Genomic DNA, 14,541 nt, shown 5'->3' on the forward strand with positions numbered 1-14,541 from the left:
AATGAACCCCATGCGGCCGCCCCTTGTTTGCCAAGGGGCTTTTGTGTGTCAGGGGGTCTTTGCCGCCGATGCACTCCATGAACCCAGTCATGCAGCCACGTTCCACCACTCCATCAGGCGCAGCAACAAAAGAAGGCGAAACACGATAGTGAGCACCCAGCCGACCGGCACCGATACCGCTGACAACGAGTCCACAGCAGCGGCCTACGACTTCCACACCATGGAAGCCAAGTGGGCCCCGGTGTGGGAAAAACTCGGCGTCTTCACGCCCAAGGACGATTCCAGCGCCGAACGCCGCTACGTGCTTGATATGTTCCCCTACCCCTCCGGCGACCTGCACATGGGTCACGCCGAGGCCTTCGCCATGGGGGATGTTGTAGCGCGCTACTGGCGCCAAAAGGGCTACAACGTGATGCACCCGATCGGCTGGGACTCCTTCGGTCTGCCGGCCGAAAACGCCGCCATCAAGCGCAATGCCCACCCCGCCGAGTGGACGTACGCGAACATCGACACCCAGGCCGCCAGCTTTAAGCGCTACGCGATCTCCGCCGACTGGGAACGCCGCATCCACACCTCGGACCCCGAGTACTACCGCTGGACCCAGTGGCTGTTCACCCGCTTCTACGACAAGGGCTTGGCCTACCGCAAGAACCACCCCGTGAACTGGTGCCCGACCGACCAGACCGTGTTGGCCAACGAGCAGGTTGTTAACGGCGCCTGCGAACGGTGCGGCACCATCGTGACCAAGAAGTCGCTGAACCAGTGGTACTTCAAGATCACCGATTACGCGGACCGCCTGCTTGATGACATGGACGAGCTGAAGGGCCACTGGCCCGAGCGCGTGCTGGCCATGCAGAAGAACTGGATCGGCCGCTCCGAAGGCGCCCACGTGGACTTCGTCATCGAAGCCACGGACACCTTGGAAGCACACAAGACCACGGTCTTCACCACCCGCCCGGACACGCTGCACGGCGCCACCTTCTTTGTGGTGGCAGCCGATGCCGAGCTGGCCAATCAGCTGGTCACGCAGGAACACCGCGAAGCCCTCGAGGCCTACCAGGAACAGGTCAAGGCGCTTTCCGAGATCGAACGCCAGGCCACCGAACGCGAAAAGACCGGTGTCTTCACCGGCCGCTACGCCATCAACCCGCTTAACGGCGAAAAGCTGCCCGTCTGGGCCGCGGACTACGTCCTGGCCGACTACGGCACCGGAGCGATCATGGCCGTGCCCGCGCACGATCAGCGCGACCTGGACTTCGCTCGCACCTTTGACCTGCCGGTACGCGTGGTTGTTGATACCGGCGCCGAGGATCCGGCAGAGACCGGCATTGCCACCACCGGTGAAGGTGTTTTGGTGAACTCCGGTGAGCTGAACGGCCTGCCCAAGGCCGATGGCATTTCCCGCGCCATCGACATCGTCACCGAAGCCGGCACCGGTGAGAAGTTTGTGAACTTCCGCCTGCGTGACTGGCTGCTTTCCCGCCAGCGCTTCTGGGGCACCCCGATCCCGATCATTCACTGCGCTGACTGCGGTGAGGTCCCGGTTCCCGATGACCAGCTGCCGGTGCGCCTGCCGGAGAACCTGCGCGGTGAGCAGCTGGCACCCAAGGGCACCTCCCCGCTGGCAGCCGTCGAGGAATGGGTCAACGTACCCTGCCCCAAGTGTGGTGCCCCTGCCAAGCGCGACACCGACACCATGGACACCTTTGTCGACTCCTCCTGGTACTTCCTGCGCTTCGTTTCCCCGAACTACACCGAGGGTCCCTTTGACCCGCAGGCGGTTCGTGACTGGATGCCGGTGGGCCAGTACGTGGGCGGTGTTGAGCACGCGATTCTGCACCTGCTCTACTCGCGCTTCTTCACCAAGGTGATCTTCGATCTGGGTCTGATCGATGTGAAGGAACCCTTCAGCGCACTGCTGAACCAGGGACAGGTGCTCAACGGCGGCAAGGCCATGAGCAAGTCGCTGGGCAATGGTGTGGATCTGGGTCAGCAGCTGGATAAGTTCGGTGTTGACGCCGTGCGCCTGACTATGATCTTCGCCTCCCCGCCGGAGGACGACGTGGACTGGGCAGATGTGTCTCCGGGCGGTTCCTCCAAGTTCTTGGCCCGCGCCTGGCGCCTGGCTCAGGACGTGGCCAGCGAGGTGGGAGCGGACGTCACCACAGGGGATAAGGCACTGCGCCAGGTCACCCACAAGGCCGTGCACGAGGCGACCGGGATGCTTGACGGTGGCAAGTTCAACGTGGTCATCGCCAAGATGATGGAGCTGGTCAACGCGACCCGCAAGAGCATCGACTCCGGTGCAGGTGCGGCAGATCCCGCCGTACGCGAGGCCACCGAGGCCGTTGCCATCGTGCTCTCGCTCTTCGCCCCGTACACGGCCGAGGACATGTGGGCGGCACTGGGCCACGAACCGGCCGTTGCCAACGCTGGATGGCCGGCCGTTGATGAGGCCCTGTTGGTACAGGACACCGTCACCGCCGTGGTGCAGATCAAGGGCAAGGTCCGGGCACGTCTGGAAGTTTCGGCCGACATCAGTGCCGAGGACCTAGAGGCCCTGGCACTGCAAGATGAGGCAGTGGTGCGTTACCTTGATGGTGCAGCCATCAACAAGGTGATTGTTCGTGCACCGAAACTCGTCAACGTGGTGCCGGCTTCCTAGCCAAAGGCGGTAATCTACAGGGCATGGAAGCATCCGAGTCTCACATCCGACCGCCGCGGGCCACCGGCCCCGGCGGCTGGATAGAGCGCTTACGCCCGCGGCGCTCACGCGGCACCACCGAGAGCTCTACCGAGCGCAAAACGGTGGTGCCCGTGGGCATCGTGACGGATTCGGCCGCTGCCCTTCCGGACGCTTGGATGGCCGAGCACCAGCGTTTTGTACGCATGGTGCCGATGCCGGTGATGGTCAACGACCAGATTTTCTCCGAAGGCAGCGACGATGTACCCACCGAGCTGGCCCTGGGCCTGGCCATGGGTCAGGCGGTACGCACCTCCCGCCCCGCACCGGGTACGCTGCTGCGCGCCTACCGGGAACTGGCCGAAGCCGGGGTCAGCGAGATTATTTCCATCCATCTCTCCTCGAAACTCTCCGGAACAGTAGAGGCAGCGCGCTTAGCAGCTGCCTCCGCGCCGGTTCCGGTGCGCGTTGTTGATTCCCTCACCGTTGCCCTGGCCCAGGGCTTCGCTGTGATGGCCACAGCAGAGCGTGCCGCGGCCGGAGCTAGCGCCGATGAGCTCGAAGCGCTGGCTCAATCCGCGGCCGATAATCACGTGTACTTCGCCGTGCCGTCCCTTGAGCAACTTCGTAAGGGCGGGCGGATTGGTACCGTTGCCTCAATGCTTGGCACGTTGCTCAACGTTAAGCCGATTTTGTCGATGCGCGATGGACAGATCATCGCGTATGAAAAGGTCAGAACCCAATCCCGAACCGTGGCCCGACTGGTGGCCATCGCCCGCGCCGAGGCGCAGGCTCGTGGGCCGGCGGTGCAGATGGCTGTACATTATTTCGGCAATCTTGAGGCCGCCGAGGAAATTGTCCAGGAGCTGGCCGGTGCCTCTCAATTTGAGGTCCTGGCCGTCCCGGTGCCAGCGGTACTCGGCGCGCACACCGGTGTTGGAGTATTGGCAGTGGCCATCGCCGGTGGTCAGGCTCCACCGGTTCCCAAGCCCGTGCGGGCGGAACCCAAGACTCGGGCAGAACCACGGCCCAAGCCCGAACCGCGACCTAAAAATGGAGCGCGGCAGCGCGCGGAGGCACGCAAAGATTCACGCCAGCCTGGGCCAGTGCCTCCGGCGGATCCCACCCCGTAGCGGTTGAGCTGAAAGCGTTCGCCGGTTCTCCACATACGGACGGCGCCTCAGTCTTTGGGGATCTGAACGGGCGTGCACTTGAGAGCATGGGATCTCACGAGTGGGTGGAATATGAGCAGCAAACCAGCCTGGGGCCGGTCCCCGGGCGTTGGCGTGTGCTCGTTGGCCGTTCCGCTGCCATCGTCCTGATCCTCGGCGCACTGTCCTGGATCGCTGTCTCCTTGGTCTTCAATCCCCTTCCACGCGCGCCAGATGAGGCGCAGTCGATTCCCATAGCCGCTGCTGGAACTCCGGAACAAACAGGCAGTTTTGCTAGCGGCTCACCCCCGAGCGCGCAGGAATCGGCCGCGCCGTCCACCGGCGGCGCCACGGTCGTCATCCATCTCATCGGGGCCGTGAAGAAGCCGGGAGTCTATTCCCTCCCTTTGGGATCTCGAGTACTTGACGCCGTGAAGCGCGCCGGTGGGCTGGCAGCTGATGCTGCTCCGGAAGCCATCAATTTGGCCGCCGAGCTCGGAGACGGACAACAAATCCGCATTCCACACACCGGGGATTCCGCAGCAGCGCCGCCAGCAGGCGCTTCGCAATCCGCAGTGGAAAGCGCGCCCGGCGGAAAACTCAATATCAACATCGCGAATCAAAGTCAGTTGGAAGAGCTTCCGGGCATCGGCCCGGCACTGGCGGTGCGCATCCTCGATTTCCGTACTGCCAACGGACCGTTCAAGAGCTTGGCGGAACTTGATGCCGTCAGTGGGATCGGCCCTGCTCTGCTGGGAAATTTGCGTGATGCGGTGGTGTTTGAATGAATCGCGAGGTCCCTGCTCGGGATTCAAATCGTAGGTAGGCAGATACCGTGTGCGGGTTCAGACTATCCAAACCACGGCTTCTGGGCCTTTGCGTAGGTGCCATCGTTCTCCGTCATGTTCAACCAAGCATCAACGTACTCCTTGAAAGCAACGTCACCGCGGGGAAGCAGGTAGGCCTTCTGTGAATAGTTGAAGGGTTTATCCGGGTGCACAGCGCATAGTTCAGGATGTGTGTTGGCAACCCAACGAGTCTCCGAAGCGTCGGTTGTCATGACATCTGCGCGCCCCTCGATGATCTCATCGAAGATCTCGTTGTTATCTTCAAAGGGAATCACCTCACCCTTGGGGTAGTGCTCGTCAGCGAATTTTTGGTTGGTTCCGCCAATGGGGGTAACGGAGCGGACACCGGGCTGATTGATTTCTTGGACGGTATCGTATTTCTTGACGTTTGTGCACAGCGTGATGGGCGTTTTTCCCTCGTCCAAGGTGGCAGTGGAAAAAGCTGCCTGTTCGGCGCGCTCTAATGAAATGGAAACGCCACCAACCCCAATGTCGCAAGAACCCAAGAAATCATCCATGAGTCCCTTCCACGTGGTGTCAACATATTTCACCTCCACACCCAGACGTTTCGACAGGTCTTGAACCATGTCGATGTCGATGCCCGAATATTTCCCGGTCTCGGGGTCTTTGTAGGTGAAGGGTCGATAATCACCGGTGGTGCAGACCTTGATTTCACCTGCTTCGCGAATCGAATCCAAGCGCGAGCCGTCCATTGCTGATGCAGCCTTCGGGGAAGAAGGTGCCTCTTTCTCGGGTGCCCCAGCAGCAGTGCATCCGCTGAGGAGAAAACCTATTCCGGCGATGGTGGCTACGATCGGTAGGCGTTGCATGCGTTAGTTCCTAACTTTTGGTGTGCTGGCGCGTCGTTGCCACCAGATTCTGCCTAACCTAGCACTGCCTTCATTCTCCACAGCCCGGCGCCACTGGAACCGCAACTTGAAAGTGATCGTTTGGACTTGAGTACATGGGTTCTCACCGGTGGGCTGATCTAGTCGCAAGAGGCAGGTCGAATTCGGTCCCTGGCGCCGGTCTCATCGATCCAACACTGGAGGCGGCGGCTCACAATGGTTCCACCGTACGCATCCAACTGGAACTCGCATCGGCTCCGAGTGCCAGCACCCTGACTAACAGATTCACCCCGGGCGAGCCGGCCCACACGCAATTTACCGCCGATGCCCGCACCGCGGCCGTGAGCGGTAATGGTCGATGGGTGCGAGCGGCGGTGCCGGTACGCAGCGGAAATGGGAAAGACGCCTCACTCGGACAGCGAAAATGATGTCAGAGGTGGCCGATATCGTCGTCCTGTCTACAGCCATCCAAGATGGGCTCCAGACAATCCACATGCCGGCAGTCGCGTTCAAACTAACCAAAGAGCAGATTGATTCGTTTGCGGCCAAGGCGATGAGCGACTGGTCTGAAGCTCAGGCTAAGCTCCTACGGCTCGGCCTCACCACAAATAGGCATACTGATTCGGCTGGCAATCAGCTCCTGAATTCACTCAAAGCTGCCACGAACTACCTTGACCCACACAGCAGACCCGGCTTAAAAACTGATTTTGAGTACGCCGATCAGAGGCTCTTGAAAGTCGAGTTTGACTAGGAGTCACTGATTGCTGTTTTCAAGGCGCCACTTTTACGAAAGAAACGAACCCCGACAAAGCGGAAAGAAGCCAGACCGGGAGAATGATTGTCGTACCTGCTGAGGCCGTAGTCGGGGTGTCTAAGGATGATCCGAACGGAAATTCTCGTTACGGGGACCAGCCAGCGCTGAGTGGCCCAGTTAGCACCCGCCACCCGTTCACCGGGTTCTTTCTCGGGCGGGTCACACGCGAATCTGGCATCTACGGAAACACGCTGTTTATGAAACCGTCCAACGTCCTCTGCACATGCATCGGTGGCCTACCGGCCTATGGGCCAACCGATCACATCTCTGCGTCAGACCACTTTGCTAGGCTGCCTGGAAATCTGCGGGAGATGTTCTCCCATTCTTCATATATTTTTGCGCAATCTTCGAACTTGGAAGGCTCAGTCTTTGACACCCAGTCGATACAGGGTGACCGCCAGATGTAATGAGGTCATGGTATCTGCGTCTGTCAGCTCGCGTCCCAGGACCTTTTCGATTCTGCGTAGGCGGGCATAGACGCTAGGCCTGCTGAGATGGAGAGCTCGTGACAACTCCGCGATGCTGCCGTTGGTTTGCAGGTAGGTCTCGATGAAATCCAGGTACTCCGGTTCGGCCAAGAACGGGGCCAGCTGGTCGCGCACAAATGTGTGGCTTTCTTCCACGTCGAGTAGCTGTTGCATGAGCCATCGGAAGCCGAGATCGCTGGCGCGATGATACGAGGCCTCGGAATGGTCCATGGACGAAGCGGAATGGGCCACGCGACAAGCGTCGTCGAGGCCCTTCAAGGCGGCGGTGCCCCATTTGGAACTCCCGGTTCCCACACCCATCGTCCAGGCCAAGGCATTGCCATGGGCGCGAAGGGTCGAAACAACTCGTTCGTGGACATCGGACACGGCTGCTTCAATTTCCGCAGCCGGGGGCAGGCAAAGCATGATGCCCACTCCGTTCTTGCCGAGACCGCACGCGAATGCCCTGTATCGGCCATCAGCCAGCGTGTGCTGAAGGGATGCCGCAATGACGTCGGGATCGGGGCTTCCCTGTGATTGTGTGAAACCGTCTTGGTGCTTGATGTTTATGGCGATGGGAATGAACAGGTCGATCGCTTCGACGCCCAGCACCGCCGCCTGCAGGATCAATTCAATTTCGTTTCGGTTTTCGCCCGAGCGCACGTTTCTGACAATCATGGCCAAGGACTCCTGCCTGGCCAACGCCAGATCAGCCGGGCCATTGCGCAGCATTCCGCCCAGGAACGTCGCGACTTGCTCCATGGCGAGGGATGCCCGGAGGTTTCCGGCACCCACTGGGGTCACCAGCTGACCCAGCTTCCTGCCGTGGGCGATCACCGGGTAAGTCAGCCAGTTTGCCTCGCCAAGGACCCGACCGCCGGTGCCCAACGCTTCGGGAGGGGCCGGGGTCCTCGAGTAATGGGTCATTTGCAGCAGATCCAAGCCCTGGTGGATAACGGCACCTGAACGTGATTCCTCTAGGACAAGCGGCGCGTCGAGCATCTCTGCGATGCTCGATAACACCTCCCGCAGGTCCAAATGCGCTGCAGCAGCTGAGGAGAGAAGACTTGAAACCGCATCAACTCCGCTGAGACCCCGGGCTGCGGAGTAGATAAGCCCGTGCACCGTTTCGGTGATGTCGATGAAGCGTGCTCGATCGTCAAGCAGAACCACTGGAAGCGGAGCCATTGAAGCCGCCAATTCAAGACACTTCTTGATTTCGGGCGCATCGGAAAGGAACGAGAAAATCACGCCCGCTGCGCCCGCCTCGGCCAAGCCGTTCAGGAAGGCGCTGGTTGCCTCAAGGGAGGTCGTCAGGGATAAACCGGAACTGAGAATCAGTTCCCCGCCTTCCAATAGCCCAGTCAGATCTGCCGACTCTGTCACGTGGATCCCGAGTACAGGAGAATCCAGAAGCGGCGCTCGGCCCAGAACCCGAGGATGTACGTTGCTGACCGCCGACACCCCAAGAACACGGCGAATCGTTAAAGTCATTTACAGAGTGTAACAGCGGAAAAATCCAAGTGGTTACAGTATAAATGTTGCGGGCATCACGGGTTCGGACCGAGGATATATGCATAGCTTGCAGATCTCTGTTACCCGAGGTCGCAGCCTAATACGCTGTCGAATCTGGACCCCACACCCATTTCCCACCGTCTCGCAAATGCAGGACACAGTTAACCCTAAAATTCGGCAAGTGATCGATCATATCTTCGATTTTTTGATGAAAATACAAAGGAATAACGACAAATGAAGCATTTTAACGAAGAAGTCGAGTTATCTGAATCAACCATGGATCTAGCGGCGTTCGAAGCGGAGCGTGACCGGGTGTGTGAAGACTTCGGCAACCGTGAAGTGGCGAAGCAGCCTGGGCAGCTCGGACGCATGGAATACCTCTTGGTGGGATTTTTGCTGGCTGTCAGCTTCGCACTGGTGCTGTTGATTCAGTAAACGTCCACCCCCTCACCCCCTCACATTGGCGCAAAAGATCACATAGGAGTCCAGATGGACTACACCGTTGAAGCAGAACGAGGAAGAGCCCCCTTGCCACCGGCCAAGCGGCTTTGGGGCTTCTGGGAATACACATGGGCAAACGCGGCCCTGGCGATTGCCACTTGGGGTTTCCTCATCGGCGGGTCACTGGCACTCGTCGTGGATGTCAAGCACGGCCTCCTGGCCATTGTCTTAGGCAACGTACTGGGCGTCTTGCTGGTTGGCCTAGCGGTCTCCATCAGTGCCGGCAAGTACGGCACGGAGCAGTACACCTTCCTGCGCAGCGTGTTCGGCCACAATGGCAGCCGAATGATCTACACCATCGCCATGATCCTGCTGACTGTCGGCTGGCTCGTTGTCCTGGGCACGATGTTCGGCAGGTCCATCGACTCGGCGATCAGCGTGGTCACCGACAGCGAACCAGATCCCAACGCCCCGTACATCTACGTCGTGACGATCCTTGCCATCGCGCTGACGGCATTCATCGTGGCGAAGGGCCCGACCTCGATCAAGGTGTTCAATACAATCGTGGCCCCGGCACTGATCCTGGTCATGGGCTTCATGATCTGGCTCTTCCTCACCGACTCTTCGCTCTCGGACCTGCTGGCCCTTGAGCCGCTGTCCCGCCCATTCGATTCAAACGCAGTGAACTTCATGATCGCCGTTGAAATCAACATTGCAGCCGGTTTCTCTTGGTGGCCATACATCGGAAACCTGTCCCGCATCACCAAGAACGAGCGCACAGCCTTCTGGCCCAACATGATCGGCCTTGGATTCGCCGCCAGCTTGGGTGAGGCCGTGGGACTCGTCGGGGCCATCAAGTACGGAAACGCGGACCCGACACAGTGGATGGCTGAAATCGGGGGAGTCTGGCTCGGCGCCATTGTCTTGGTCTTCATCGCCTTCGCGAACATCACCTCCATGGCCAACATCCTTTACACGGCAGTCGTCGGGCTCAGACAGATGTTCGGCGCATGGTTCGCAAAAGTTTCTTGGGAATGGCTGGTCATTGGATTCTGTGTAGTCCCGGTGATCGTCATGTTTGCCATCCCGGGTCTTTACGACGGATTCATGACATTCCTGGTTTGGACGGCGGCCATCTACGGAGCTTTGACCGGAATCATGATTGTCGACTACTTCTTCCTTCGCCGACAGCACGTGGACCTGAAGAACCTCTTCATCGAAGGCAAGTCCTCCATCTATTACTTCACCGGCGGCTACAACATCGCGGCATTGGCCGCGACCTTGATCGGCATTGCCATCTTCACCCTCACGTTCAATCCACTGACCTTTGAGCACACCGGATACTTCCGGTACACCACCGCCTCGCTGCTTGCAGCGTTGGTTGCAGGACTCTGCTACTGGGTTCTGTCCCTACTGATCATCATTCCCCGGGGACTTGGCGGATACCGCGCCATCCTCGAAAAGCACACCACTAGGAGCTGAATTACTATGACCGAAACAATGTTGGCCGCTTACTTCATCGAAGACAACAGCCCGCTGGAAATCCGTGAAACCGCCATCCCGAAGCCAGGCAAGGGAGAGGTCCTCGTCAAGATGGAAAGCTGCGGCGTCTGCCACACCGACGTGCACTTCTGGAAGGGCGAAGACGAACTTCCCCGCCCGAAGCCGGCCATCCTGGGCCACGAGGGCGTCGGTTCCATCGTTGCCGTTGGCGAAGACGTCTCCCTGACTACCGGTGAGCGCGTTGGCGTGGGCTTCGTCTACTCTGCCTGCGGCAACTGCCGCGAATGCCGCAAGGGCCTGGAAACCTACTGCCAGAACTCCCAGGCCACCGGCGTCCACGTTGATGGTTGCTTCGCCCAGTACATTGTTGCCCCGGCCGAGTGGGTCACCCACGTCCCGGGTGAACTTTCCTCCGAGGAAGCCTGCCCGCTGCTCTGCGCCGGCGTCACCGCCTACAGCGCAGTGCGCAAGGCCAACATCGAACCGGGTTCCGTGGTGGTGGTCTTCGGCCTCGGCGGCTTGGGCCAGTACGCGATCCAGTTCGCACGCCTCTTCGGTGCCAAAGTCATTGGCATTGATCTGGACCCGAAGAAGCTGGAAATCGCTAAGGGCCTCGGTGCCCACGCAGCCTACGCACCGGGTGAGGAAGCCGAAAAAGCAATCCACGAGCTCGGCGGCGCAGACGCACTGCTCAGCTTTGCACCCTCACCGCAGGTCTTCCGCAACATGTTCACCCTAGCGGCGCCGACCGCACGCTTCATCCAGGTGGCGCTTCCAAACAACCCGTTCACCTTCAAGGCAGCGGAACTGATCGACCTAGGCATCACCATCATCGGCAGCGCCGACGGTACCCGCCTGGAACGCGACCAAGTCATGGCCCTTGCCAAGGACGGGCTGGTGAAGTCCAACGTCGAAACCATGGACTTCGACGACATCAACGTGGCGTTCAAGCGGCTGGAAGCAGGCGACGCCGAAGGCCGCCTGGTGGTCCAGTTCTAACAGCGCCGATTCCGGCAACACCAGCAGTACACGTTCCACCAGTTTTGCAGTACAAGTTCAAACACGATTGTGAGAGGAGATTCAGTTGAGCATCGTCAGCACTGAATCCAACTTTAAGACCTACCAGATCCCCGCGACCGTCAGCGCCTTCCTGGCCCGGACGCACCAGCTGTTCATCGACGGGCAGTTCATCGACGCCTCCGACGGAGGCACGGTTGCAGTTATCGAGCCTTCGACCACCGAACAAGTCTCGACGATCGCCAGCGCCACAGTTGCCGACCTCGACAAGGCTGTTGCGGCAGCCCGTCGTGAATTCGACGGGGGCACCTGGAGCCAGCTCACCCCGTTGGAGCGCGAGGCCCTGATCCACAGGCTTGCAGACCTGATCGAAGAGAACGCCACGGACCTGGCCTACCTTGAAACCATCGACGTGGGCAAACCGCTGGCCGAGGCCGAGATGGACATCCAGGGCACTCTGGACACCTACCGCTACTTTGCCGGTTGGGCCTCGAAGATCTCCGGACGCAGCGGCGAGGCGGCTGGCCTGCCCGGTGACTACGTGACGTACACCCGCAAGGAACCCGTTGGCGTCGTTGGCGTCATCGTTCCGTGGAACTTCCCGCTGCAGACCCTGGCCTGGAAGTTGGGCGCTGCCCTGGCCGCGGGTTGCACCACCGTGGTGAAGCCGCCGGAGGTCACCTCGCTGACCGCACTGCGCTTCGCCGAACTGGTCAAGGAATCGGGCATCCCCGACGGGGTTGTCAACATCCTCACCGGCAAGGGTTCAACTGTTGGCGCGGCCCTGGCCGCCCACCAGCGAATCGACAAGGTCACTTTCACCGGTTCCACCAACACCGGGAAGTCGGTGGGCCACGCGGCCCTGGAAAACATGACGCGCATGACCCTGGAACTGGGCGGAAAGTCCCCGGTTCTGGTTTTCGCCGACTCGGACCTGGATAAGGCGGTCGAAGAGGTGGCCATGGGCATCTTCTTCAACGCCGGCCAGATCTGCGACGCGGGCTCGCGTCTGTACGTCGAAGACGGCATCTATGACGAGTTCATGGGCAAGCTAGTGGAACACACCAAGACCTGGGTCCTTGGCCCGGGCCTAGAAGCGGACTCCACCATCGGCCCGCTGGTCTCCGAAAACCAGTTGAACTCGGTCATGGGCATGATCCAGTCCGGCATCGATGAGGGCGCCACCTTGTTGGTCGGCGGCAATCGCGTAGATCGCACCGGCTATTTTGTTGAGCCGACCATCTTTGGCGACTGCAACAACCAGATGACGATCGTCCAGGAAGAAATCTTCGGACCCGTGCTGGTTGCCCAGCGTTTTAGCACCGATGAGCAAGCCGTCGAACTGGCCAATGACAACCAGTACGGCCTGGCCGCCACGATCTACTCGCAGAACCTGAACCGCGTGCATCGCCTGTCAAAGGTGCTCAAGGCTGGCTCGGTGTACGTGAACGCGCAGAGCTCCATCGACCCGGCCATGCCGTTCGGTGGCTTCAAGAACTCGGGCTTCGGCCGCGACCTGGGCCCGGAGCAGCTTGATTCGGTGACCGAAACCAAGACCGTATGGATCACGCTCTCCTGACAACGGATGGCACCAAGACTTTTTAGGAGAACACCATGGTGAATTTCACCCCCGTTGGCCCAGTTGCGGCCACCGAAGTACCGCGTTACGCGGGCCTGGGAACCTTTGCACGACTGCCACAAATCACCCAGGTCCCGGACTACGACGTGGCCATCGTCGGGGTTCCCTTCGATGGCGGAACCTCGTTCCGGCCCGGTGCCCGCTTTGCCCCCGCCGCCGTGCGCGAGGCATCGCGCCTGCTGCGCCCCGGGTACCACGTTGAACTGGAAACCACTCCGGTGGAAGTTGCCCAGTTCGTGGATGCCGGTGACATCGCCTGCACCCCGTACGACAACCACAAGGCTGTGGCCCAGATCCAGGAACAGGCCGCCAAGCTGGTGGCCAAGGGCAAGACGGTCATCGCGATCGGTGGCGACCACACCATCGCCCTGCCGATGATCAGGGCAACCTCAGCCGTTCACGGCCCGGTGGCGCTGCTGCACTTCGACGCGCATCTGGACACCTGGGACACCTACTTCGGTGAGGAGATCACCCACGGCACCATGTTCCGCCGGGCCTTCGAGGAGGGCCTGCTGATCGAGGACCGTTCCATGCACGTGGGCATCCGCGGGCCGGTCTACGACAAGGATGACTTCCTGCGTGACCACGAGTTCGGTTTCCAGATCATCCGCTGCACCGACATTGACAAGTTCGGCGTTCAAGCGGTGATCGACCGCATCAAGGAACGGATCGGTGACCTCCCGGTCTACCTGTCCATCGACATTGATGTACTTGACCCCGCCTTTGCCCCTGGCACCGGAACCCCGGAAATCGGCGGTCTGTACTCGCGGGAAATGCTGCAAATCGTGCGTGGGCTCGTTGGTCTGAACATCGTCGGCGCCGACGTGGTTGAGGTTGCGCCAGCCTACGACCACGCCGATGTCACCTCGCTGGCAGCAGCCACGCTGGTGTTTGAGATGATGGCGTTGCTGACGAAGAAGCAGCCCATCTAAAGCAGTTCATGGCAAGCGGTGTTGTCGCCAACAAAAGTTGGCGACAACACCGCTTGTTCCTATTGGGGGATGAAAATCTGTAATTGGTTGTTGTAGGAACCTAACGGCAGGGGACCAGTGGTCCAGAACCTAGTTGGCTTCGCACTGCGGGGGAGGAAGGCACCACGCCCAACACCCAGGGAATGCTGGCCAGCCCGTCCAGCAAGGTACATGCAATTTTTTTGATGTGTTTTGTTTGCACGGGGTCCGGAAGGGCTCCTACGAATACGGTCCCGCGGGGCGGCTGCCCGCGCACCTTAGCGCGGGAAAGCGGGATCTGGTGGTTGTCCCTTAAAGAGCGGACTCCGCGGGGAGAGAGGGCCGCCGGGGCTTTCTGCTGGCTGCCAAGGGCGTGCAAACGTGGCCACGGATTATCTCCAGCACGCTGGGCGGGCTGGTCCTGGTGGGAACCGGAATGGTTTGGGGTGTTGGCAGCCCGGTGTCAGGATGGTGGCCCGTTGAAGCTCGCTGGTGGTTGCTTGGTGGGTGGGGAGCCGGCATCACGCTCATCGTCTCGGGCGGTTTCACCTGGGGAATGATCGTCTGTAGTTTTCGTCGATTCCGAGGGCATCCCATTGCGGCCCTAAACGATGCGCCCCTGGCCTCCGACGACAGACCCCTCACCGCAGTTCCGCCTCGCTAGC

General features: G+C 60.3%; 11 protein-coding genes. 9 read left to right on the top strand and 2 right to left on the bottom strand.

Going from position 1 to position 14,541, the window contains the following annotated elements:
- The first annotated feature begins 148 nt into the window (after positions 1-148).
- The 3 genes from leuS to HED64_RS09140 all read left to right on the top strand — a co-directional run bounded on the left by leuS (position 149) and on the right by HED64_RS09140 (position 4,622).
- The gene (gene leuS, locus HED64_RS09130) at positions 149-2,665 is read left to right on the top strand and encodes a leucine--tRNA ligase (protein WP_342590689.1); all 2,517 of its coding nucleotides are present in this window, start codon (positions 149-151) and stop codon (positions 2,663-2,665) included.
- Positions 2,666-2,688: 23 nt separating this feature from the next.
- Positions 2,689-3,816, top strand: coding sequence for a DegV family protein (locus tag HED64_RS09135; protein WP_168151711.1), 1,128 nt, complete (start codon positions 2,689-2,691; stop codon positions 3,814-3,816).
- 104 nt (positions 3,817-3,920) lie between these two features.
- Entirely contained in the window at positions 3,921-4,622 is a 702-nt protein-coding gene (locus HED64_RS09140; RefSeq protein ID WP_168151712.1) for a helix-hairpin-helix domain-containing protein, read from the top strand.
- Between the two features lie 62 nt (positions 4,623-4,684).
- Here HED64_RS09140 and HED64_RS09145 read toward each other — a convergent pair whose 3' ends face one another.
- Entirely contained in the window at positions 4,685-5,512 is an 828-nt protein-coding gene (locus tag HED64_RS09145) for a transporter substrate-binding domain-containing protein (RefSeq protein ID WP_168151713.1), read from the bottom strand.
- Between the two features lie 454 nt (positions 5,513-5,966).
- On the opposite strand from HED64_RS09145, the gene HED64_RS09150 reads away from it, so the two are divergent.
- On the top strand, positions 5,967-6,281 hold the full coding sequence (locus HED64_RS09150) for a hypothetical protein (protein ID WP_168151714.1): 315 nt from the start codon (positions 5,967-5,969) through the stop codon (positions 6,279-6,281).
- A 425-nt stretch (positions 6,282-6,706) separates the two neighbouring features.
- Here the strand turns inward: HED64_RS09150 and HED64_RS09155 are convergent, their stop codons facing one another.
- Positions 6,707-8,305 carry a PucR family transcriptional regulator gene (locus HED64_RS09155; RefSeq protein ID WP_168151715.1) on the bottom strand — a complete coding sequence of 533 codons (1,599 nt, stop codon included), beginning with the start codon at positions 8,303-8,305 and terminating at the stop codon, positions 6,707-6,709.
- A 255-nt stretch (positions 8,306-8,560) separates the two neighbouring features.
- On the opposite strand from HED64_RS09155, the gene HED64_RS09160 reads away from it, so the two are divergent.
- The 5 genes from HED64_RS09160 to speB all read left to right on the top strand — a co-directional run bounded on the left by HED64_RS09160 (position 8,561) and on the right by speB (position 13,858).
- Complete coding sequence (locus tag HED64_RS09160; RefSeq protein WP_168151716.1) at positions 8,561-8,761, top strand: hypothetical protein; 201 nt, start codon at positions 8,561-8,563, stop codon at positions 8,759-8,761.
- A gap of 54 nt (positions 8,762-8,815) precedes the next feature.
- On the top strand, positions 8,816-10,249 hold the full coding sequence (locus HED64_RS09165; RefSeq protein ID WP_168151717.1) for a purine-cytosine permease family protein: 1,434 nt from the start codon (positions 8,816-8,818) through the stop codon (positions 10,247-10,249).
- A 6-nt stretch (positions 10,250-10,255) separates the two neighbouring features.
- Positions 10,256-11,269 (top strand): alcohol dehydrogenase catalytic domain-containing protein, encoded by a 1,014-nt coding sequence (locus HED64_RS09170; protein WP_168151718.1) that lies wholly within the window; start codon positions 10,256-10,258, stop codon positions 11,267-11,269.
- An 85-nt stretch (positions 11,270-11,354) separates the two neighbouring features.
- Entirely contained in the window at positions 11,355-12,866 is a 1,512-nt protein-coding gene (locus HED64_RS09175) for an aldehyde dehydrogenase family protein (protein ID WP_210149454.1), read from the top strand.
- A 35-nt stretch (positions 12,867-12,901) separates the two neighbouring features.
- Entirely contained in the window at positions 12,902-13,858 is a 957-nt protein-coding gene (gene speB, locus HED64_RS09180; protein WP_168151719.1) for an agmatinase, read from the top strand.
- The last annotated feature ends 683 nt before the right edge of the window (positions 13,859-14,541 follow it).

Origin of the sequence: Paeniglutamicibacter terrestris, from assembly GCF_012271785.1 — a bacterium.
Classification (GTDB): Bacteria; Actinomycetota; Actinomycetes; order Actinomycetales; family Micrococcaceae; genus Paeniglutamicibacter; species Paeniglutamicibacter terrestris.